This window comes from Bradyrhizobium sp. SZCCHNRI1029 (genome assembly GCF_032487555.1).
Lineage (GTDB): Bacteria > Pseudomonadota > Alphaproteobacteria > Rhizobiales > Xanthobacteraceae > Bradyrhizobium.
This window is the reverse complement of the sequence record NZ_JAUEUK010000008.1, coordinates 352,024-374,663: the sequence shown is the minus strand read 5'-3', so window position 1 is coordinate 374,663 and position 22,640 is coordinate 352,024. Positions and strand designations below refer to the sequence as shown.

At 65.7% G+C, this 22,640-nt stretch carries 19 protein-coding genes; 14 read left to right on the top strand and 5 right to left on the bottom strand.

Features of this window, described 5'->3' with window-relative positions; all coding sequences use genetic code 11:
* Positions 1 to 15: 15 nt before the first annotated feature.
* The 6 genes from QW861_RS23830 (at position 16) to QW861_RS23805 (ending at position 7,886) form a co-directional block, all read left to right on the top strand.
* Positions 16 to 1,440 (top strand): efflux RND transporter periplasmic adaptor subunit, encoded by a 1,425-nt coding sequence (locus QW861_RS23830; protein WP_315714004.1) that lies wholly within the window; start codon positions 16 to 18, stop codon positions 1,438 to 1,440.
* On the top strand, positions 1,437 to 4,607 hold the full coding sequence (locus QW861_RS23825; protein WP_315752672.1) for an efflux RND transporter permease subunit: 3,171 nt from the start codon (positions 1,437 to 1,439) through the stop codon (positions 4,605 to 4,607). Before QW861_RS23830 ends, QW861_RS23825 begins: the two co-directional genes overlap by 4 nt.
* Before the next feature lie 153 nt (positions 4,608 to 4,760).
* On the top strand, positions 4,761 to 5,477 hold the full coding sequence (locus QW861_RS23820; RefSeq protein ID WP_315752671.1) for a Spy/CpxP family protein refolding chaperone: 717 nt from the start codon (positions 4,761 to 4,763) through the stop codon (positions 5,475 to 5,477).
* Between the two features lie 217 nt (positions 5,478 to 5,694).
* Positions 5,695 to 5,973 (top strand): metal/formaldehyde-sensitive transcriptional repressor, encoded by a 279-nt coding sequence (locus QW861_RS23815; RefSeq protein WP_315714001.1) that lies wholly within the window; start codon positions 5,695 to 5,697, stop codon positions 5,971 to 5,973.
* Between the two features lie 7 nt (positions 5,974 to 5,980).
* Entirely contained in the window at positions 5,981 to 7,057 is a 1,077-nt protein-coding gene (locus QW861_RS23810; RefSeq protein ID WP_315752670.1) for a nickel/cobalt efflux transporter, read from the top strand.
* Positions 7,058 to 7,541: 484 nt separating this feature from the next.
* On the top strand, positions 7,542 to 7,886 hold the full coding sequence (locus tag QW861_RS23805; protein WP_315752669.1) for a hypothetical protein: 345 nt from the start codon (positions 7,542 to 7,544) through the stop codon (positions 7,884 to 7,886).
* Between the two features lie 119 nt (positions 7,887 to 8,005).
* Here the strand turns inward: QW861_RS23805 and QW861_RS23800 are convergent, their stop codons facing one another.
* Positions 8,006 to 8,521, bottom strand: coding sequence for a hypothetical protein (locus tag QW861_RS23800; RefSeq protein ID WP_315752668.1), 516 nt, complete (start codon positions 8,519 to 8,521; stop codon positions 8,006 to 8,008).
* Between the two features lie 138 nt (positions 8,522 to 8,659).
* Positions 8,660 to 10,207, bottom strand: a complete 1,548-nt coding sequence (locus QW861_RS23795) for an acetolactate synthase large subunit (protein ID WP_316193545.1) — start codon at positions 10,205 to 10,207, stop codon at positions 8,660 to 8,662.
* Positions 10,208 to 10,485: 278 nt separating this feature from the next.
* Here QW861_RS23795 and QW861_RS23790 point away from each other — a divergent pair, with 278 nt between their 5' ends.
* Positions 10,486 to 11,058, top strand: coding sequence for a L,D-transpeptidase (locus QW861_RS23790; protein ID WP_315713996.1), 573 nt, complete (start codon positions 10,486 to 10,488; stop codon positions 11,056 to 11,058).
* A gap of 21 nt (positions 11,059 to 11,079) precedes the next feature.
* Positions 11,080 to 11,922, top strand: coding sequence for a DUF2927 domain-containing protein (locus QW861_RS23785; RefSeq protein WP_409998669.1), 843 nt, complete (start codon positions 11,080 to 11,082; stop codon positions 11,920 to 11,922).
* Positions 11,923 to 12,189: 267 nt separating this feature from the next.
* Here QW861_RS23785 and QW861_RS23780 read toward each other — a convergent pair whose 3' ends face one another.
* The 3 genes from QW861_RS23780 to QW861_RS23770 all read right to left on the bottom strand — a co-directional run bounded on the left by QW861_RS23780 (position 12,190) and on the right by QW861_RS23770 (position 15,823).
* Positions 12,190 to 13,335: a M48 family metallopeptidase gene (locus tag QW861_RS23780; protein ID WP_315752666.1), complete on the bottom strand. Its 1,146-nt coding sequence runs from the start codon at positions 13,333 to 13,335 to the stop codon at positions 12,190 to 12,192.
* The gene (locus QW861_RS23775; RefSeq protein WP_316193564.1) at positions 13,310 to 14,443 is read right to left on the bottom strand and encodes a DUF898 family protein; all 1,134 of its coding nucleotides are present in this window, start codon (positions 14,441 to 14,443) and stop codon (positions 13,310 to 13,312) included. Before QW861_RS23775 ends, QW861_RS23780 begins: the two co-directional genes overlap by 26 nt.
* Positions 14,444 to 14,650: 207 nt before the next feature.
* On the bottom strand, positions 14,651 to 15,823 hold the full coding sequence (locus QW861_RS23770; RefSeq protein ID WP_315713993.1) for an isovaleryl-CoA dehydrogenase: 1,173 nt from the start codon (positions 15,821 to 15,823) through the stop codon (positions 14,651 to 14,653).
* Positions 15,824 to 16,040: 217 nt separating this feature from the next.
* On the opposite strand from QW861_RS23770, the gene QW861_RS23765 reads away from it, so the two are divergent.
* From QW861_RS23765 to QW861_RS23740, 6 genes are all read left to right on the top strand, one after another.
* The gene (locus QW861_RS23765) at positions 16,041 to 17,336 is read left to right on the top strand and encodes a cytochrome P450 (protein ID WP_316193544.1); all 1,296 of its coding nucleotides are present in this window, start codon (positions 16,041 to 16,043) and stop codon (positions 17,334 to 17,336) included.
* A gap of 183 nt (positions 17,337 to 17,519) precedes the next feature.
* Complete coding sequence (locus tag QW861_RS23760; RefSeq protein WP_315713991.1) at positions 17,520 to 18,791, top strand: cytochrome P450; 1,272 nt, start codon at positions 17,520 to 17,522, stop codon at positions 18,789 to 18,791.
* A 277-nt stretch (positions 18,792 to 19,068) separates the two neighbouring features.
* A complete protein-coding gene (locus QW861_RS23755; protein WP_315752662.1) occupies positions 19,069 to 19,608 on the top strand; it encodes a thiamine pyrophosphate-binding protein in 540 nt (179 codons plus the stop codon).
* Positions 19,608 to 20,189 carry a thiamine pyrophosphate-dependent enzyme gene (locus QW861_RS23750; protein WP_315752661.1) on the top strand — a complete coding sequence of 194 codons (582 nt, stop codon included), beginning with the start codon at positions 19,608 to 19,610 and terminating at the stop codon, positions 20,187 to 20,189. The genes QW861_RS23755 and QW861_RS23750 overlap by 1 nt, the downstream gene beginning before the upstream one ends.
* 162 nt (positions 20,190 to 20,351) lie before the next feature.
* Entirely contained in the window at positions 20,352 to 21,518 is a 1,167-nt protein-coding gene (locus tag QW861_RS23745) for an acyl-CoA dehydrogenase family protein (protein ID WP_315713988.1), read from the top strand.
* Between the two features lie 9 nt (positions 21,519 to 21,527).
* On the top strand, positions 21,528 to 22,640 hold the full coding sequence (locus QW861_RS23740; protein WP_315752660.1) for a CaiB/BaiF CoA-transferase family protein: 1,113 nt from the start codon (positions 21,528 to 21,530) through the stop codon (positions 22,638 to 22,640).

Sequence of the window (22,640 nt, the reverse complement as noted above, 5' to 3'; positions counted from 1 at the left end):
CCTCACGGTGATGTCATGAACACATTGCGTCTGCTCGCGGCCGTTACGCTCGGCGCCGGCCTTGGTTTGGGTGGTCTCTGGTCGATCCAGACATCGCCGCCGTCGCTCCGCCCCCATCTTGCCGCCACGGCGGCGGAGCGGATGCCGCTGTATTATCGCGATCCCAGCGGCGCCCCTGCCTGGTCGGCAGGCCCCAGGAAGGACGAGCGCGGGCGGGACTACCTGCCGGTCTACGACGACGATCAAGCCGCGCCCGCCCCCGCCAAGCCGAAGCAGCAGGCGGACTCCTCGCGCCGGATTCTCTACTACCGCAATCCCATGGGCCTACCTGACACGTCGCCTTCTCCGAAGAAGGACCCGATGGGAATGGACTACGTTCCCGTCTACGAGGGCGACGATGCCGAGGATGGCGTGGTGAAGCTGTCGCCCGGCAAGATCCAGCGGACGGGCGTGAGATCCACGCCGGTCGAGCGGCGCACGCTCCGCATCGCCGTCAAGGCACCGGGAACGATCCAGCTCGACGAGCGCCGAGTCTCCGTGATCGCGATGCGGGCCGAAAGCTTCGTGCAGAAGGTCGCCGACGTGACCACGGGCACGCGCGTGAAGGCGGGCCAGCCGCTGATGGAGATCTACAGCTCGGCGATGGCCGCGGCCGCAGCCGAGTATCTCTCCACCATCAATTCCAACATCGTCGGCGGCAACGCAGCCTACGGCCGCGGCGCGCGCCAGCGCTTGACCAATCTGGACGTCCCGGAGCCGGTGATCATGGCGATGGAGAGGTCGCGCGTCGCACCGATCACGGTTCAATGGTCGGCGCCGCGCGATGGCGTCGTGCTGGAGCGCAATGCGACCGAAGGCATGCGCGCCAATCCGGGCGACGTGCTGTTCCGGATCGCCGACATCTCGACGGTCTGGGCCTTGGTCGATGTCGCCGAACGCGACCTCGGCAGCATCGCCGTCGGACAGCCCGTGACGATCCATGCGCGCAGCTTCGCGGGCCGAACCTTCGCCGGCACGATCGCAGTCGTCTATCCCCAGGTGAACAAGGACACGCGGACGGCGCGCCTACGGATCGAGCTCGCCAATCCGGACCTCGCGCTGCTCCCCGACATGTATGTCGATGCCGAGATCGACACCGCGGACCCGGCGCCGCTCTTGGCCGTGCCCGCTGATGCCGTGCTCGACACCGGCAGGCGCCAGGCGGTCCTCATCGACAAGGGCGGCGGCCGCTACGAGCCGCGCGCCGTGACGCTCGGCCGGCGCGGCGCCGGCTATGTCGAGGTGCGCGATGGCCTGTCGGATGGCGAGGCGGTCGTCACCTCGGCCAACTTCCTGATCGACGCCGAAAGCAACCTGAAGGCCGCGCTGAAGAGCTTCGCGGACTCCGACGAAGCGCAATCCGCCGGCAGCGACCACGCCGGCATGGGAGACCACAAATGATCGCCCGCATCATTGCCTGGTCGGCGCGCAACCTGCTGCTGGTCCTGTTCGGGACCGGCTTCGCCGCAGCAGCCGGGCTCTACGCACTCATTCACCTGCCGCTCGACGCAATTCCCGATCTGTCGGACACCCAGGTGATCGTCTACACCGAGTATCCCGGTCAGGCGCCTGAGGTCATCGAAGACCAGGTCACCTATCCCCTGACGACCGCGATGCTCACGGTGCCGAAGTCGAAGGTCGTGCGCGGCTTCTCGTTCTTCGGCGTGTCGTTCGTCTACGTCATCTTCGAAGACGGCACCGACATCTACTGGGCGCGCTCGCGCGTGATGGAGTTCCTGAACAGCGCGGCCTCGCGGCTTCCGGCGGGGATCACGCCGACGATCGGCCCGGACGCGACCGGCGTCGGCTGGGTCTACCAATACGCCGTCATGTCGAAGGAGCTGAATCTCGCCGACACCCGCACGATCCAGGACTGGAACCTGAAGTTCGCGCTCGCCAAGGCCGAGGGTGTCGCCGAGGTCGCGAGCATCGGCGGCTTCGTCAAGCAGTACAACGTCGTGCTCGACCCGCAGCGCATGCGCGACCGCGGCATCAGCCTGCAGAAGATCCGCGATGCGATCCGCGCCAGCAATGCCGATGTCGGCGGCCGGACGGTCGAGCTGTCCGAGTTCGAATACGTCATCCGCGGCAAGGGCTATCTGAAGAGCATCAACGATCTCGGCAACATCGTGCTCAAGAGCTCAGGCGGCACGCCCGTGCTGCTGCGCGACGTCGCCAATGTCGAGCTTGGCCCCGACGAACGGCGCGGCATCGCCGAGCTCAATGGCGAGGGCGAGGTCGCCAGCGGCATCGTACTACAGCGCTTCGGCGTCAACGCGCTCGACGTGATCGAGAACGTCAAGAAGCGCCTGCATGAGATCGCGAGCAGCCTGCCCAAATCGGTCGAGATCGTTCCGGTCTACGACCGCTCGAACCTGATCTATGCCGCCATCGACACGCTGAAGCACACGCTGCTCGAGGAGAGCATCGTCGTCGCCTTCGTCTGCATCGTGTTCCTGCTGCACGTCCGCAGCGCCCTGGTCGCCATCCTGATGTTGCCGGTCGGCGTGCTGATGGCGTTCGGCGCGATGAAGCTGCTCGGACTCGGCTCGAACATCATGAGCCTGGGGGGCATCGCGATCGCGATCGGCGCCATGGTGGATGCCGCGATCGTCATGATCGAGAACGCCCACAAGCATCTGGAGCGTGCCGAGCCCGACGCATCACGCGTCCAGATCCTGATCGACGCGGCCGCGGAGGTCGGCCCCGCCCTGTTCTTCAGCCTGCTGATCATCACCGTGTCGTTCATGCCGATCTTCACGTTGGAATCGCAGGAGGGCCGGCTGTTCAGCCCGCTCGCCTTCACCAAGACGTTCTCGATGGCGGCAGCGGCGCTACTCTCGGTGACGCTGGTGCCGGCGCTGATGGTGATCTTCGTGCGCGGCAGGATCGTTCCCGAGCATCGCAATCCGATCAACCGCTTGCTGATCTGGATCTACCGGCCGGTCATCAAGGGTGTGCTGCGGGCCAAGACGCTCGTGATCCTCGCCGCGGCCGCCGTGCTCGCCATCACCGTCTGGCCGGCACGCCAGCTCGGCACCGAATTCATGCCGAGCCTGAACGAGGGCACGCTGCTCTACATGCCGACCACCCTGCCCGGCATCTCCGTCACCAAGGCCGCCGAGCTGATGCAGATGCAGGATCGGATCATCAAGTCGTTCCCCGAGGTCGCCTCTGTCTACGGCAAGGCCGGGCGAGCGGCGACCGCCACCGACCCTGCGCCGACAGAGATGTTCGAGACGGTCGTCAACCTCAAGCCCAGGGAGCAGTGGCGTCCCGGCGTCACGATCGACAGCCTCGTTGCCGAGATGGACAAGGCGCTGCAATTCCCCGGCGTCTCCAACGCCTGGACGATGCCGATCAAGGCGCGCATCGACATGCTCTCGACCGGCATCCGCACGCCGATCGGCGTCAAGGTAATAGGCACGGACCTGACCGAGATCGATCGTCTGGCCAAGCAGATCGAGCGGGTGATCAAGACCGTCCCCGGAACCTCCTCGGCCTATGCCGAGCGCGGCATCGGCGGCTATTACCTTGAGATCACGCCCGACCGCGAGGCCCTCGCCCGCTACGGACTCCTGGTCCAGGACGTCCAGGATACGATCGCGGCCGCGCTCGGCGGCCAGACGATCACCACGACCGTGGAGGGCCGCCAGCGCTTCAGCGTGAACATGCGCTATCCGCGCGATCTCCGCGACAATCCGAAGGCCATCGCCAGCGATGTCCTGGTGCCGATGCCCTCAGGCGGCGCCGTGCCGCTCGGCGAGGTCGCGAAGGTCGAGCCGGCCAGGGGCCCCACTTCGATCCGGACCGAGAACGGACAGCTCGCGACATACATCTATGTCGACATCCGCGACCGCGACATCGGCAGCTACGTCGCGGACGCGCAGCGCGCCGTCACCGAGAGCATCCAGTTTCCGGCCGGGACCTATGTACTCTGGAGCGGGCAGTATGAGTATCTGCAACGCGCGACTGCCCGGCTCAAGATCGTCATTCCCGTGACGCTCACCATCATCTTCCTGCTGCTGTATCTGAACTTCAGGGCCATGACCGAAACCCTGATCGTGATGCTGTCGCTGCCGTTCGCGCTGGTGGGCGGCATCTGGATGATGTGGTGGCTCGGCTTCAATCTGTCGGTCGCCGTCGCCGTCGGCTTCATTGCGCTTGCCGGCGTCGCCGCAGAGACCGGCGTCGTGATGCTGATCTATCTCGATCACGCGCTGGCCGCGGTGAAGGCGAGGCGCAGCGTCGAAGGCTGTCCGGTGAATCGGCAGGATCTCCAGGACGCGATCATGGAAGGCGCGGTCGAGCGCGTGCGCCCGAAGATGATGACCGTTGTCGCGATCATGGCGGGCCTGCTGCCGATCATGTGGAGTACGGGCACAGGGTCAGAGATCATGCAGCGCATCGCCGTGCCGATGATCGGCGGCATGATTTCGTCGACCCTGCTCACCCTCATCGTGATTCCGGCCATCTTCGGTCTGGTCAAGGGACGCAGCCTGTCGACCAGAACCGGGACGGCGGCAAGCGCCTCGAGCGGGTCGCAGGACGTGCAAAGGGCAGCTTGATCCACCGACAGCGAGAGGAGAGACGATGAGAAATTTCGCGACAGGAGCTCCGGTGGTCGCGGCGGCGCGGCTAAGGCGCCCGATCACGGTCAGCGACTAGCCGTACCGGCGCTGACAACGAACGATCGTCACCCCTGAGCCCGCCGACCGTTGATGTGGATCAACCTGAATGGCCCACGTCTGGCCATTGTTGATCGCCCCCTGAAGGAGGACTTGGTCATGCAAAAATTGCCCCTGGCTTTTCTGTTGGCGTTTTCTGCTTTGGCGCATCCCGCCTTTGCTCAATCCTCTAGTGACCATTCGGCCCATCATCCTGATCAGAAGGAAGCGCCAGCAACGGATGCCGGCAAATCGACCAGCGGGGCGAGTTCGTCACAGACCATGATGGGCGGCGGCATGATGAAGATGATGGACGGCATGCCGATGTCCAACATGATGCCGATGATGTCCGGCATGACGCGGCCGTCCGACGATTGTATGGGCGGCATGGAGGTGCTCGATCATGTGGAGGGACGAATCGCATTCCTGCGGGCGGAGCTCAAGATCACGGACGCCCAGATGCCGGCATGGAACGGCTTCGCCGACGCGTTTCGCGCGCGTGCGAAGACGCTCGGCGATCTGCGGACTGCGATGATGTCGCAGGCCGGCTCGGAGACGGTGCTCGACCAGCTGACCGCACAGGAAAAATCGCTATCGGCTCGCCTCGACGCCACGCGAGCGATCAAGACCGCCCTGAGCGACCTCGTCGCAACCTTTTCCGACGAGCAGCGAAAGGTGGCCGACGAACTGCTCGCGCCCAATCTCGGCACGCCGCCGATGGGGATGCAGGGCGGCCGAATGAGCTCCATGCGGATGCAGCGGGGCCATTAGGAGAGGACCTGCTCCATGAAGCCGTCGACTCCGCCTCCGCCTGGCAGTCGTCAATCCGAACGGGGGATCCGCGGCGCTCGTCGGTTTCATGCAATGACCGGTACGACAGGGCTGCCGGGGGCCGATCGGCAAGGGGATACGCCGCGAGCGTCGCATTCGACGTCTGCGGTCGACATGGGAAGTTGACCTATATAGGGTACCCCCCTATATTATCCCGATGTCGCACACCATCAAACACAAGTCCAAGCTCCTCGCCCGGGTCCGGCGCATCAAGGGCCAGATCGATGCGGTGGAGCGCGCGCTCGAAGCGGAGTTGGGCTGCGCCGACGTGCTCATGCTCGTCGCGTCGGTCAGGGGCGCAATCGGAGGCCTGACCACCGAGCTGCTGGAAGATCACATCCGGCACCATGTCGTGGACCCCGCCCACGAAAGCGATCCCGACAAAGCCAAGGGCGCCGCCGACCTGATCGAAGTGGTCCGGACCTATCTGAAGTGAGACTGGCATGACCGATCTGTCTCAACTGCTCCAGCAAGGCAGCGCGCATGCGTGGCTGTTCGTGCCCAGCGCGATTGCCCTGGGTGCGCTGCATGGCCTGGAGCCCGGTCATTCCAAGACCATGATGGCCGCCTTCATCGTCGCAATCCGCGGCACCGTCCTGCAGGCCGTGCTGCTCGGCCTCTCGGCGACCATCTCCCACACCGCGATCGTATGGGTGATCGCACTCGCCGGTCTTCACTTCGGTCAGGAGCTTTCGGGCGAGCGCAGCGAAGCCCTTCTGCAACTGATCTCGGCCGTCGTCATCATCGGCATCGCGGCCTGGATGGTCTGGCGCACCTGGCGGGACCAGAGTGGACACCATGACCATGACCATGACCATCATCACCATCACGACGCGCTGCGATCGGTCGCGCTTGCCGGCCACGCGCTGTCGGTGGAGATCTTCGAAGATGGCGTGCCGCCGCGTTGGCGGATCCGGAACGACACCGGCGCACTCCCACCCGCCGACACGCTCCACGTCACGACCGTTCGTGGAGACGGCCGCGAGCAGCAGTTCAGTTTCCGGGCCAGCGGCGACGCCTTGGAGAGCATCGAGGAGATCCCGGAGCCGCACGCGTTCAAGGCGCGGATCACGCTTGCTGGCGCCTCCGTCGAGATCCTGTTCGAGGAGCATACCCACGATCACATGGACCTCGGCGACGAGGACGATGCCCATGCGCGCGCCCACGCCGACGACATTCGACGGCGCTTCGCCGGCCGTACGGTCACGACCGCACAGATCGTCCTCTTCGGACTGAGCGGCGGTCTGATCCCTTGCCCCGCCGCCATCACGGTCCTGCTGTTGTGCCTTCAACTGAAGCAGTTCAGCCTGGGCTTCATCCTGGTGCTCTGCTTCGGCATCGGCCTGGCCATCACCATGGTGTCCGTCGGCGTTCTGGCCGCACTCAGCCTTCGGCATGTCGAGCGCCACTGGTCCGGCTTCAGCCGCCTCGCGCACCAGGCGCCCTATCTCTCGGCTGCTCTGATCGTACTGGTCGGGACCTATACGGGTTGGCTGGGACTGCACCAACTGATGACTTGAGGCGAAAGCGCGACCTAAGCCGATCCGGCGCCACAGAGGATCCATGGGCGAATTCGTCCGTGAATGTCGGCCGGACTAGCCTCTCATCGGCAGATCGAACCGCCGCCGATCGATCGCCTCGCGCTCCAACAGTCCCGCCGCCCGCGCAGAGATCCGGCGTAGATCTGACGGCGGCGCTCCTGGCTCTCCGTAGCGGCGTCGATGCGAGATCATCGATGTCGCGCGCAGCTTCCAGGCAGCGCCCGAGCTTGGCGGGCATGCCGAGGTCCTGGTCGTGGGCTCGAGCGACCTCCGCCAGGATCTCGGCACCGCGCTGAGGCCGATTGGCATGCCATTCATTCCCATGACGCCGCGAGCCCACCGCACCGCGATGAGAGCCCGAAGCTCGCAGCCGCAGTTGGAGGCTGCTGTGTCGATGCACTGGGCCAAATTGGCCTCGCTCACCCGCGCATGGGCTCCCTGCGTCCGGCACAATCGTCACAGAATGCCCTCGCCGCTGCCCGTGCCGCCGGTGCAAGTCGGCTTTTGCGGGGCGGAACTCTCACGTTTTCCTGATTCCTGCGTCAGAACGCCGCTGGTCGAATTCGCCTATGGTCCGGCGCGTTTCCAACCCACGGAGGTTTTCCGCATGCGTAAACTGATCATCGCTACCGCCGCCCTCGCGTTCGTCTCGTCGGCCGCTCTTGCCCAGTCCACCGAGAAGCCGATGACGACCACCGGCCAGTCGGCGAAGAGCGGCGACGCCATGGGCGGGGGCGACGACATGAAGATGAGCAAGACGAAGAAGAAGTCGGCGAAGAAGTCGTCCGGCGACGCCATGTCGAAGTAAGGCGTGGGAGCGCCTGTCCGCAGGCTCCACATGCGCGACGAGATCGGGCCGCTCCTCTCAGGGGCGGCCCTTGTTCATTCGCGTCGACCGGCGATCGCGCACCTCTTCTGCGAGATGTCTCAGCCGGCGGCGAGTCCCATCTGCTGCAATCGCCCCGCGAACCAGGCCGACAAGACCGGATCGATCCGGGCGCCGACATAGACCTCGGGTGTGATCACGCTCCGGCGGTCGAGAATCACCAGCACGCCGATCCAATACGCAAACCACAGATGCGGGTCGGTCAGCGCCATCAGCTTGTGGCGGTCGTGCGCCAACGGCTGGTGGTTGCCGGCCTTGCGGACCTCGATCGCCAGCAGATTGTCGGGCACGGCGCGCTTGTGGACGACGATGTCCGGGTAGATCGATTTTCCCAGCTCGTCATCGGTCGAGACGATGGTCCCGCGCGGCAGCAGCATGGCGCGGTCGCCGAGCCGGTTGTAGTCGCAATCGACGTCCCAGCCGAGGAAGTTGCGCTCCAGATGCACCGCGAGCCGGTGCGTCAAAGCGCGCTCACCGAGATCGCGGTCGAGGATGAAGCGCTCGCGCGCATAGAACTCCTGCAACGCGGAGATCAGCCGGTTCAATTCGCTGTGCATGCCGCCCAAACAAAACAAACGGTGGAGACGTCACCATCAACACGCGATCGTGCTGAGTCGCCAACCACATAAATGCGGCGATGACGCTGCCATCAACCGGCGGCCGATTTACGGCCGCCGGGTTGCGGGCGGAGGAACCTACATCTGCACTTCGATCAGGCGCGGACCATAATCGGCGTTCGCCTCGGCCAGCGCGGCATTGAACTCGTCGGCCGAGGTGACAGCGCGGCCAGGGACGCCCATGCCCTTGGCCATGGCGACGAAGTCGAGCGTCGGACGGTCGATCTTGAGCATGTCCTGGGCGCGCTGGCCGGGCTCGCCGGCGCCGACGCCGTCGAACTCGCCGCGCAGGATCTGGTAGATCCTGTTGGCGAACACCACCGTGACGACGTTGAGGTTCTCGCGCGCCTGGGTCCACAGCGACTGGATCGTGTACATCGCGCTGCCGTCGCCCACGAGGCACATGACCTTGCGGTCCGGGCAGGCCACCGCGGCGCCGGTCGCGACCGGGGTCGAGAAGCCGATCGAGCCGCCCATGTTCTGCAGCCAGTCATGCGGCTTGGCGGCCGCTGTCGGCGGGAAGAAGCCGCGGCCCGTGGTGATGGATTCGTCGACGACGATCGCGTTCTCGGGGATCGCATAGGCGATCGCCTGGGCGATGGTGGTGTGGTTCAGCGCGCCGGTGGGCTTGATCAGCTCGGCGAGCGGCTGCGGCTTCACGTCGGCCGGCTTGGCGCCGAGATGGCCGGCCAGCGCCTCGAGCGCCGCGGCCGAGTTCTCGCCCCAGGCGGTCATGCGGTGTACCTCGGTGCCCTCGGCCTTGAGCATGCTCGGCTTGTTCGGATAGGCGAAGAAGGCGACGGGGTCGTTGGCCTCGACCAGCACGATGTGCTTGTAGTTCTTCAGGATCGGCAGCGCCTGCTCGATCACGTAAGGGATGCGGTCGATCGAGAAGCGGCCGGCGCCGCGCGCCATGCGCGGGTGATAGGTCTGGCCCATCACGCGGCAGCCGGTCTTGCCGGCAATCTGCTGGGCGAAGGTCAGCGCCTGCTCGGTCAGCGCGCCCGCCGTCATCAGCACCAGGGTCTCGGGGCCGTGGGCATGCAGGATCTTGGCCGCCTTCTCCACCGCGTCAGCCGAATAGCTCGGGCGCTGCGCCTCTCCCGGAACCTGGGCAATGCCGTCGGCCTCGTTCCAGGCGGTGTCGGCGGGTAGGATCAGGGTGGCGATCTGCGGCGGCGCGCTCTTGGCGGCGGCGATCGCGGCGGCGCCGTCGGCGGCCACGGCCTTGGCGCTCGGCGAGGTCCGCACCCAGTCCGACATCGGCCGCGCCAGGCCCTCAATGTCCGAGGTCAGCGGCGCGTTGAAGCCGATGTGGTAGGTGGCGTGCTGGCCGACGATGTTGACGATGCCCGAGCGGGCCTTCTTGGCGTTGTGCAAATTGGCAAGGCCGTTGGCGAGGCCGGGGCCGAGATGGAGAAGCGTCGAGGCCGGCGTGCCCTTCATGCGGAAATAGCCGTCGGCGGCGCCGGTCACCACGCCTTCGAACAGGCCGAGCACGCAGCGCATGCCCTCGACACGGTCGAGCGCGGCGACGAAGTGCATCTCGGAGGTGCCCGGATTGGTAAAGCAGACGTCAACGCCGCCCGCGACCAAGGTCCGCACCAGGCTTTCCGCACCGTTCATCCTATTCTCCTGCTGATTCCGCGCGCCATTTGCAATGCTGGGCAGATCAATCATTGTTCGCCCGCGGCGTCAAAGGGGCTGGCCGCATTGCTGCCATCGCCGCGGTGCTCATGCGCGGGCTTGGCTAACAGGATGTTGGTCCAGGACGCGCGCGATTTTCCGTGGGATTTGGGTCACGGACCGTCGCCACATACCGGCCTCACGCCGCCGTGGGTTGCGAAGTGCAACCGTTTATGGCCTGTCTGCGAACGGAATTTGATGTTTGCCAGGGGATGGAAATGAAGCGCTGTTTGGCTTTGGGAATTGCTGCGGTCGCGTCGGTGGCAAGCGCCGGGATGGCACGGGCGGAAATGTTCGACACCAGGGACCTCTTCGGCGGCGGGCCGAACTTCTACCAGAGCGGCGTGAGCCCGATTCCGCGCCAGACCGTGATGTTCCAGAGCCAGTATGCGCCCGGCACGATCATCGTGAACACCAGCGAGCGCCGGCTCTATCTGGTCCTGCCCGGCGGCCAGGCGTTGCGCTACGGCATCGGTGTCGGCCGTGACGGGTTCCGCTGGAGCGGCGTGCACCGCATCACCGCGAAGAAGGAATGGCCGGCCTGGACCCCGCCGTCGCAGATGCTGCGGCGCCGGCCCGACCTGCCGCGCCACATGGCCGGCGGCATCGAGAACCCGCTCGGCGCCCGCGCGATGTATCTCGGCTCCACGCTGTACCGCATCCACGGCTCGAACGAGCCCGAGACGATCGGCCAGGCGGTATCGTCGGGCTGCTTCCGCATGACCAATGACGACGTCGCCGACCTCTACGACCGCGTCTCGGTCGGCGCCACCGTGATCGTCAAGAACTGAGAGCCGCACGCGACCACGACGATGAGGCAATGTCACAGCGCGCATCCTCGCCGGCAGCACCGGTGCTCCGGGCGTCCCCTGCGGAGCGCGGTGGCTGCCGCGCTGGCTGCGCTCGTGACCGTGGTGGTCCCGCTGCCGGCGTCGGCCGCCGAAATTCCGGCGATCGCCGCCCGCCAGCGCATCGAGAAGAAGAGCTTCACCGACGCCGAGATCACCGACGGCTTCTTCAAGACCGCCTTCGGCGCCGAGTATCACCTGGCGGGCCGGGTTGACCGCATCCGGAAATACAGCGCGCCGGTGCGGGTGTTTGCCGACGGCCGCCGCGCCGACCGCAAGGCGCAGCTCGCCAAGGTCGTCAAAGATATCGCCGCCCGCATCCGCAACCTCGACATTGCGATGACCGAGACCGACGGCGACGCCAATGTCCGCGTCAAGCTGGTGCGCGACCGCGACCTCTACCACACCATCAGCCAAGCCTATGGCAGCGAGCGCGCGCGCGAGATCAAGACCTCGCTGGATCCGCAATGCCTGTCCGGCTTCCGCAAGAACGAGGCGTTCGAGATCGAGCGCTCCGACGTCATCCTCACCGTCGACAACGGCGATTTCGTCTTCCTCGATTGCGCCTATGAGGAGCTGCTGCAGTCGCTCGGGCCGATCAACGACACCTCGAGCGTGCCCTGGACGATGTTCAACGACAACGTCTCGATGGGCTATTTCGACGTCTACGACCAGTACATCCTCAACCTGCTGTACGACCCGCGCGTCAAGGCCGGCATGACGCTCGCCGACGTCAAGGCGGTGCTGCCGGACGTGCTGGCCGATGTGCGGGCCTGGGTGAGGAAGACCAACAATCTGGCGGAGTGAGCGGTCGGTTGATCCGAACGCGCTTTTGATCGCCTCATTGAGAGCCCGGACGCCGCCTCAGCCTCCGCTGTCGTCCCTGCGAACGCAGGGACCCATACGCCGCGGCCTCTGCAAGTGGCAAGCTGAGCGACGCCCGCTTCCAACAACAAGGTTCGGTGGTTATGGGTCCCTGCGTTCGCAGGGACGACACCGAATGTATGGCAACGCTGTCGGCACAAATCGACGCCAAGCGCAGCCGTCGCCCGAACGCCAAACGCGTCCCAATGCCTAGCGACAAATCCCCTTCAGCGCCCGCCACTCCTCCGCACTGAGCAGCGGCGGGCCGCTCGGCGGCCGGTCCTCGGCGCGCATGCGGGCGAGACGGTCCTCGCTGAGCGGATGACTGGCCCACAGCGACGGGCGCTTGCCGTCCTCCTTGCCGGTGATGCGGAACAGCAATTCGCCCATCGGGCGCGTCGGCCGTCCGAGCTTGTGCATCACCTCGATCGCGAAGCCGTCCGCGGCCGCCTCCGCCTCGCGCGAATAGGACGCGTTGATCATGGCCCGCGAGGCGAAGATCGCCGCACCCGCGCCGGTGACGTCGCCGAACAGCAGGCCGATCAGGAACGAGCTGCCGCCATTGTGGATCATCTGCCGCAGGTTGTCGCGGTGCTTGAGGTGGCCGAGCTCATGCGCCAGCACGCCGGCGACCTCGTCGGGGTCATTGGCCTTGTCGAGCAGCCCCCTGAACAGGAAGAATCGCCCGCCCGGCAGCGCGAAGGCGTTGGGGATCGGCGTGTCCAGCACCTGCGACGCGATGCTGTCGTCGAGGCCGGCGGGGCGGCGCAGCGCCGTGACTAGCTTGGCGAACGCGGCCTGCCCCGCCGCCTCGCTGCAGAGCTTGTCGCCGAACACGGTCTGGATCTGCACCACGGCGGCCTCGCCGAGATGCCGCTCCATGGTCGGCGGCACCAGGGGCGTCAGCCGGTCGGAGGCGAACGGAATCACCACCAGCACGACGGCGACGATCGAGGCGGCGGCGGCCAGCGACCAGCCGACGATGCGCGTGATGGCGCCGCGGGTCATCCTGTTCTGGTCGATGTGGCTGCAGCGCGCGATCAGCTCGGCCGACAGCGCTGCGTCGCGGATCTCCAGCCGCGCCAGCGGCGACGCCGACAGGCAGCTCACGCGCAGCGTGCCGCTCGGCCCATCGACGCGGCGGATGTCGGCATAGGGCCAGGAGACGAAATTGTCGGCGCTGCGCATCACCAGCTGATTGGCAAAGCCGATCGTGACCACCTGCCGCCGGTTGGACAGGCCGTCGAAATAGACCGCAGGGCCGCCGAGCGGAGCGGCAAGCTCGACCGGCGTGGCGGCGGCCGGCGCAGCAGCGCCCGCCGGCCCGGAATCAGAATCCGGCGACGTCGAGTCCATCGGCAAATCCTTCGCCGAGCGCGCTGGCCAGATCGCCCTTGGCGGCGACATTGGCCATGGCCTCGATGCCATGCACTTGAACCGACTGCAGCACGGTCGCCCACATGTCGCGCACCAGATAGAGCCGCATCACGACGTTGAGCGCCAGGATCCAGGCGACGTAGCCCAATCCGACCAGCACCAGCATCGGTATGTTGTCAGACAGCGCCTGCACCTGAGACAGGCCGTCGCTTCCCGGCCCCAGCAGTTTGATCATCAGCGCGGCGACGCCACTGAAATAGGCGCCGGAGGCGACCGACAGCAGAAACCACCAGCCGATCACCTTCCAATACAGACCATAGAACGCGTTGCCGGGCAGGTCCGATTCCAGACGCACGCCGCCGAAGCGGATGCCCGACAGCCACCAGCGCCACTCGATCGCTTTGAACTGCGCATAGACGAACGGAAACAACGGAAACAGCAGCAGCGCAAACGGCGCGATGACCCACAGATACCAGGCGCGCTTGAAGAACTCCCAGCCGCGTCCCTCGAAGTCGCCGCTGAGATCGCCATAGTGCGAATGCCGCATCTTGTAGCGCTCGAGCGCGGCGGCGCGCCACGGCCAGGCCAGCCCCAGCGTGACCACCGTCAACAAGGTCCACAGCATGGCGCGCCCGGCATAGGCCCAGCCCGAGCCGGTCATCCAGAATCGGATGCCGCGCCAGACCGTGCGCGTCAGGCGGTAGCGGCGCGCGCGGAAGATCGCGAACTGGCCGAAGGCGTAGAAGGCGATCACCAGCGGCACGCTGGCGAAGGCCTTGAAGCGCTCGGCCTCGACGCCGACGAGGAAGTAGGCAAGGTAGATCGGGACCAGGATCGCCATCGCGAACAGGAAGCCAATCAGGAGCTCCTTGCCGCGGCCGGTATATTCGGCGGCATCACCGTCGACGGCCGTGTTGACCCAGAGATGACGGCGGATGTCGGTCGCGAGCCAGAACCGGTAGAAGCCCAGCGTGATCAGTTCGATGGCCGCCCCGCGGCTGACCAGCCGGAAGAACTCGCCACGCGCACCTGAGAAGGTGGCGGTGAGAGGCGGAAGCGGCGGCGGCTGCTCCGGAACGTAGCTCATCTGGTTCACGGCTCAAGCCTCCGACACCCGCAAAAGATCTACAATATACCTCGATGGTTCGTCGCCGGGACGACTTCGAGGTTCGACGTATTTTCTACGCAAGTCGGCCGGAAAAAAACACCGGCCTCGACGAGGATGACTAAAATATCTGCATCCGGCCGGTTGGCGAACGCATGTCCCGCATACGCCAACCGCTTGGTCTGCGCCTCAAGACGTCTTCTCGAACAATTCCCGCCCGATCAGCATGCGGCGGATCTCGCTGGTGCCGGCGCCGATCTCGTAGAGCTTGGCGTCGCGCAGCAGCCGCCCGGTCGCATAGTCGTTGATATAGCCGTTGCCGCCGAGCAGCTGGATCGCATCGAGCGCACATTGCGTCGCCTTTTCGGCGGCGAACAGAATCGCGCCGGCGGCGTCCTCACGCGTCGTCTCGCCCCGATCGCAGGCCTTGGCCACGGCATAGACATAGGCGCGCGCGGCATTCATCGTCGTGTACATGTCGGCAACCTTGCCCTGCACGAGCTGGAAGGTGCCGATCGGCTGGCCGAACTGCTTGCGCTCGTGCACGTAGGGTAGCACCGCGTCCATGCAGGCCTGCATGATGCCGAGCGGACCTGCCGCGAGCACCGCGCGCTCGTAATCGAGGCCACTCATCAGCACGTTGACGCCGCGGCCGACCTGCCCCAGCACGTTCTCCTCCGGGACCTCGCAATCCTCGAACACCAGCTCACAGGTGTCGGAGCCGCGCATGCCGAGCTTGTCGAGCTTCTGCGCGGTCGAGAAGCCCTTCATGCCCTTCTCGATGATGAACGCGGTGATGCCGCGCGGGCCTCCTTGCGGATCGGTCTTGGCATAGACCACCAGCGTCTCGGCGATCGGACCATTGGTGATCCACATCTTGTTGCCGTTGAGGACGAAGCGGTCTCCCTTCTTGTCGGCGCGGGTCTTCATCGACACCACGTCGGAGCCGGCCTGCGGCTCGGACATCGCCAGCGAGCCGACATGCTCGCCCGAGATCAGCTTCGGCAGATATTTGCGCTTCTGCGCCTCGTTGCCGTTGCGGCGGATCTGGTTGACGCAGAGGTTGGAGTGGGCGCCGTAGGACAGGCCCACCGAGGCCGAGGCGCGCGAGATCTCTTCCATGGCGATGCAGTGCTCGAGATAGCCGAGGCCGGCACCGCCATACTCTTCCTCCACCGTGATGCCGTGCAGACCGAGCTCGCCGATCCTGGGCCAGAGATCGCGCGGAAACTGGTTGGAGCGGTCGATCTCGGCAGCGCGCGGCGCGATCTGCTCTTGCGAAAAGCTCGCCACCGTCTCGCGAATCGCGTCTGCGGTCTCGCCGAGATCGAAATTGAACATGCGCTGCGCGTTGGCGATCATGGGGCGGCCTCCTGCTAGTCTTCTGCTTTGCAACAATCGCCCAAAGCCATATTCCGTGACGTGGCGCTTGTCACGCCCGACGTCCGGACAAATACCAGCGTTGCGACGCAAGACCGGCCCGGCGGCCCCACTCCGCGCTTGCCCCGCGCTCCCGGGCAGGATGTAATCGCACCCAACATCGCCGGACAGCTCAAATCCGGCCATCAGGGAGACGTCCATGCACGGGACCACCACGACGGCCGAGGCACAGCGACACGCCGCAGCAGGCGAGCGCGTCGACGACACGGCCGCCAGCCGCGCCGCATCGTTGCCGCTCGCCGAATTCGACCCCGGTCATCCGGAGTTGTTCCGTACCGACACGCACTGGCCCTATTTCGACCGGCTGCGTCGCGAGGATCCGGTGCACTACTGCAAGGAGTCGATGTTCGGTCCCTACTGGTCGATCACCCGATACGACGACATCATGGAGATCGAGACAAACCACGCGGTGTTCTCCTCGGCGTCCGCGCTCGGCGGCATCACCATTCGCGACGTCGATCCTGACCTGCGCCGCGAGAGCTTCATCGCGATGGATCCGCCGCGCCATGCCGCGCAGCGCAAGACCGTGGCACCGATGTTCACGCCGACACATCTCGACGAGCTCGCGATCAACATCCGCAAGCGCTCCGCCGAATGCCTGGACAATCTGCCTGTCGGCGAGGTGTTCGACTGGGTCGATCGCGTCTCGATCGAGCTGACCACGCAGATGCTGGCGGTGCTGTTCGACTTCCCCTGGGAAGACCGCCGCAAGCTGACGCGCTGGTCGGATATCGCGACCACGATCCCCGGCCCCGATGGGCTTGTCGCGACCGAGGACGAACGGCAGGCCGAACTGATGGACTGTGCGCGCTATTTCGCCCGGCTCTGGCAGGAGCGCGTCAACCAGCCGCCGAAGAGCGACCTGCTGTCGATGATGGCCCACAGCGAGGCGACCCGGAACATGGACCCGAAGAACTTCCTCGGCAATCTCGTGCTCCTGATCGTCGGCGGCAACGACACCACGCGCAATACCATGTCCGGCAGCATCTATGCGCTCAGTCAGAACCTTGATCAGTACCGCAAGCTCAAGGACAACCCCGCGCTGATCGACAGCTTCGTCCCCGAGGTCATCCGCTGGCAGACCCCGCTCGCCCACATGCGCCGTACCGCGCTGGAAGACATCGAGTTCCGCGGCAAGCAGATCAAGAAAGGCGACAAGGTCGTGATGTGGTACGTCTCGGGCAACCGCGACGAGGCCGCCATCGAGCGTCCCTACGACTTCATCATCGACCGTGTCAGGCCGCGCCAGCATCTGTCATTTGGCTTCGGCATCCACCGCTGTGTCGGCTTGCGATTGGCCGAACTGCAACTCAAGATCATCTGGGAGGAGATCCTGAAACGATTCGATCATATCGACGTGATGGACGAGCCGAAGCGGGTCTATTCGAGCTTCGTGAAGGGATATGAGACGTTGCCGGTACGGATTGCAGTGTGAACTGATCGCGGTGCAGATCAACTTTGCCGTCATGCCCCGCGCAGGCGGGGCATCCCGTATTCCGGAGAACGATATTGCAATATGATTGACGTCTCGACGTACTGGATCGTCCGCCTTTGCGGAGGATGACGTGAGTACGATCGGTACGGCAGCAAGAAACAGCAGCAAGAAAAGGACCACCCCATGACCGTCCAGGCCGCGCTTCGCTCCGATAAGGCCGATCTGCTGCGCGACGCGCGCCTCGAGGCCTACTCGACGCCGATCGAGGACTTCCATCCCGGCGCGCCCCGGCTGTTCCAGAACGACACGATCTGGCCGTGGTTCGAGCGGCTGCGCAAGGAGGCGCCCGTGCACTACTGCACCAAGGCGCCGATCGAGCCCTATTGGTCGGTGACGCGCTATCACGACATCATGCATGTCGATACCAACCACGCGGTCTTCTCGTCGGACGTCAGCAATGGCGGAATCATGATCCGCGACGTGCCGCCGGGCTATGAGTGGCCGAGCTTCATCGCGATGGACGAGCCCCGCCATGGCGAGCAGCGCAAGACCGTGCAGCCGATGTTCACGCCGGACCATCTCGACGAGATGGCGGTGCTGATCCGGCAGCGCTCGGCCAAGGTGCTGGATTCGCTGCCGCGCAACGAGACCTTCAACTGGGTCGAGAAGGTCTCGATCGAGCTGACGACACAGATGCTGGCGACCCTGTTCGACTTCCCGTTCGAGGAGCGCCGCAAGCTGACGCGCTGGTCGGATGTCTCCACCGCCCTGCCCAAGAGCGGCATCGTTTCGTCGGAGGAGGAGCGCCGCCGCGAGCTCGGCGAATGCGCCGAGACCTTCGGCCGGATGTGGAAGGCGCGTCAGGCCGAGCCCGGCCGCGACCTGATCTCGATGATGGCGCACAGCGAGGCGACGCGGCACATGACGCCGGACAATCTGATGGGCAACCTGATCCTGCTCATCGTCGGCGGCAACGACACCACCCGCAATACGATGACGGCATCGGTGCTGGCGTTGAACGAGAACCCGGCCGAGTATCAGAAGCTGCGCGACAATCCGGCGCTGATCGAGACCATGGTGCCCGAGGTGATCCGCTGGCAGACGCCGCTCGCCCACATGCGCCGCACCGCGCTGGTCGATACCGAGCTCGGCGGGAAGACGATCAAGAAGGGGGACCGCGTCGTGATGTGGTACGTCTCGGGCAACCGCGACGGGGAGGTGATCGAGAACCCCGACGCCTTCATCATCGACCGCAAGCGGCCGCGCATTCATCTCTCATTCGGCTTCGGCATCCACCGCTGCGTCGGCATGCGACTCGCCGAGTTGCAGCTGCGCATCGTCTGGCAAGAGATCCTCAAGCGCTTCGACCGCATCGAGGTCGTGGGCGAGCCGAAGCGGGTCTATTCCAGCTTCGTCCGCGGCTATGAATCGCTGCCGGTGCGGATCCCGGGGTGAGTTCCTGTTGCTCCCGCCACTCCACATGACGATCGCGTGGTCGGCCGCATGGGGCCTCATGGTTCGAGACGCGCCCGCGAGCGGCGCTCCTCACCATGAGGGTGAGGAGCCGCGCACCGGCGTCTCGAACCATGAGGCCTCCCCAGCCGGACCACGAGGCCCTAGGCTGCCTATGAGAATCCGGCATGGCGGGTTGAACGAGATTCAATGGGCTTCGACGGTCGTTTCTGGCTAAATCATCCGCTGCACCATCGGTGCTCATGAACCTCAGGACGCCATGGCCGCTTCCGACACGCCCACCACCGACTGGCCGCTCGCCATCTACGAGGCGCTGAAGGCGGCCGACGTCCGTCAGCTGTGCTACGTCCCCGACGCCGGCCATTCCCGCCTGATCGGCCTCGCCCATGACGATCCCGCGATCGCCACCACGGTCCTGACCACCGAAGAGGAAGGTGTCGCGCTCTCCGCCGGCGCCTGGCTCGGCGGGCAGCGCGCAGTGCTGCTGATGCAGTCGAGCGGCGTCGGCAATTGCGTCAACATGCTGTCGTTGCTTCAGAGCTGCCGCTTCCCGTTCCTCGCCTTCGTGACGATGCGCGGCGAGTGGGCCGAGTTCAATCCGTGGCAGGTGCCGATGGGCAAGGCGACGCAGGCGGCCTTCGAGATCATGGGCGTCACGGTGTTCCGGCTGGAACGTCCCGAAGACGCCGGCGAGATGGCGGCCGCTGCAGCGAGGCTCGCGTTCGACAGCGATCAGCCGATCGCGGTGCTGATCTCCCAGCGCATGATCGGCGCCAAGAAGTGGACGGAGGCGAAGTGATGGGAGCACCGCTCGACCGCCGCACCGCCGTCAAGGCGCTGCTGCAGAACCGTGGCGACCTGCTGGTCGTCAGCGGCCTCGGCTCATCGTCCTACGACGTGTTCGCCGCGGGCGATCACGACGCCAACTTCTATCTCTGGGGCGCGATGGGCGGCGCGGCCACGATCGGCCTGGGTCTCGCACTGGCGCAGCCATCGCGCCCGGTCGTCGTCATCACCGGCGACGGCGAACAACTGATGGGGCTCGGCAGCCTCGCGACTGCAGCCGCGAAGAAGCCCAAGAATCTCTCGATCGTCGTGCTCGACAACGCCCATTTCGGCGAGACCGGGATGCAGATGAGCCATTCCGGGCTCGGCGCAAATCTCGAGCTGATCGCGACCGGAGCCGGCTTTCCCTCCGTCAGCACGCTCGAGGACAGCGCGGCGCTCGACGCCTTCCGGCCAAAGCTGCACGCGTTCTCCGGGCCGCACTTCGCCCGCGTCGCGATCTCGACCGATCACGTTGACCGCGCGCTGCCCGCACGCGACGGTGTCTTCCTCAAAAACCGTTTCCGCGGTCATCTCGGATTTCCCGTCAGCTAGAACGTCGCCGCAGGCGGCCTGCTCTGTCGCTCCGGCAAGGCTGCTCGGCTGCAACGCTGGCATTCCAAGCTTGCCAAGCGTGACCCGCTTGGTCATAGGCTATCAGGAAACAAGTCCAGGGAGAGAGCCCAGGCCGCGTCACGGCGGCCGGCGGAGCAACACATGACAGACCAGCATCAGCACGACGATTACGCCGATATCCGCGACGCGGTGGCCAAGCTGTGCGCGCAGTTCCCTGGTGAATATTGGCGCAAGCTCGATCGCGAGATGGCCTATCCCTCGGCCTTCGTCGATGCGCTGACCGAGGCGGGCTATCTCTCCGTGCTGATTCCCGAGGAATATGGCGGCGCGGGATTGAAGCTGTCGGCCGCTGCGGCGATCCTCGAGGAGATCCAGCGTGCCGGCTGCAATGGCGGCGGTTGTCACGCCCAGATGTACACGATGGGCACGGTGCTGCGCCACGGCTCCGCCGAGCAGAAGGCGAAGTGGCTGCCGAAGGTCGCCAGCGGCGAGTTGCGGCTGCAGGCTTTCGGCGTCACCGAACCCACTTCGGGCACCGACACGACGTCGCTGAAGACGGTCGCGAAGCGCGACGGCGACAGCTATGTCGTCAACGGCCAGAAGATCTGGACCAGCCGCGCGGAGCATTCCGACCTGATGATCCTGCTCGCGCGCACCACGCCGAAAGAGCAGGCGCAGAAGCGCACCGATGGTCTCTCCGTCTTCATCGTCGACATGCGCGAGGCCAAGAAGGCCGGGCTCACCATCCGCCCGATCCGGACGATGATGAACCACGCCACGACGGAAGTGTTCTTCACCGACATGCGGGTGCCGGCGGAGAACCTGATCGGCGAGGAAGGCAAGGGCTTCCGCTACATCCTCTCCGGCATGAACGCCGAGCGCATCCTGATCGCGGCCGAATGCGTCGGCGACGCCAAATGGTTCATCGCGAAAGCCACCGCCTATGCCAAGGAGCGCGTCGTGTTCGGCCGGCCGATCGGCCAGAATCAAGGCATCCAGTTCCCGATCGCCAAGGCCTATGCGTCGATGCGCGCGGCCGAGCTGATGGTCAAGGAGGCCACGCGCAAATACGAGGCCGGGCTCGACTGCGGCGCCGAGGCCAATATGGCCAAGATGCTCGCGGCCGATGCGTCGTTCGAGGCGGCCAATGCCTGCATCCAGACCCATGGCGGCTTCGGCTTCGCCGAGGAGTACGACGTGGAGCGCAAATTCCGCGAGACGCGGCTGTATCAGGTGGCGCCGATCTCGACCAACCTCATTCTCTCCTACGTCGCCGAGCACGTGCTCGGCATGCCGCGCTCGTATTGAGGTCGGGCCATGCTGCCGCTTGAAGGGATCATTGTCGTCGCCGTCGAGCAGGCGGTGGCCGCACCGTTCTGCTCGTCGCGTCTCGCCGATGCCGGCGCTCACGTGATCAAGATCGAGCGGCCCGAGGGCGATTTCGCCCGCGGCTACGACGCCGCCGCCAAGGGTCAGAGCAGCTATTTCGTGTGGCTCAACCGCGGCAAGGATTCCGTCGTCGTCGACCTCTCAAGGCCGGAAGGTCGCGCCGAACTGGAGAAGCTGATCGCCGGCGCCGACGTGCTGCTGCAGAACCTGAAACCCGGCTCGATGGACAGAATGGGCTTTGCCCGTGAGCGGCTGCGCAAGGACTATCCGAAGCTGATCTGCTGCACCATCACCGGCTATGGCGACTCCGGTCCCTACGCCGATCGCAAGGCCTATGACCTGCTGATCCAGGCCGAGAGCGGGCTGGCCTCGATCACCGGCGGGCCGGACGGCCCCTCCCGCGTCGGCATGTCGATCGTCGACGTCGCGACCGGCGCGACGGCGCATGCCGCGATCCTGGAGGCGCTGATCAGGCGCGGCCGCACTGGCGAAGGCGCCGACATCAGGATCTCGATGTTCGACGTGATGGCCGACTGGCTCACCGTGCCGCTGCTCAACGCGGAAGCCGGCAATGCGCCGAAGCGCATCGGCCTCGCCCACCCCTCGATCGCGCCCTATGGCGTGTTCACCTCGAAGGACGGCAAGGACATCCTGATCTCGATCCAGAGCGAGCGCGAGTGGAAGACGCTGTGCGCCAAGGTGCTGGACCAGCCCACATTGCCGGACGATCCGCGCTTCGCCAACATGGTCGAGCGCGTGCGCAACCGTGCGCTGACCGACGGCATCGTCGCGGAGCGCTTCGCGGCGCTGTCGCGCGATGAGCTGCTGGGCAAGCTCGCGAGCGCCGACATCGCCTTTGCCGAGGTCAACAGCATGGCCGACCTCGCGGTTCATCCGCATCTGCGGCGGATCGAGGTGAACACGCCGAACGGCGTCGTCAGCTATCCCGCGCCGGCGGCGATCGTGGTCGGCGACGACAGGCATTACGGCGCCGTGCCCGCGATCGGCGAGGCCGCCTCGCCGCATCAGCGAAAGGGATGA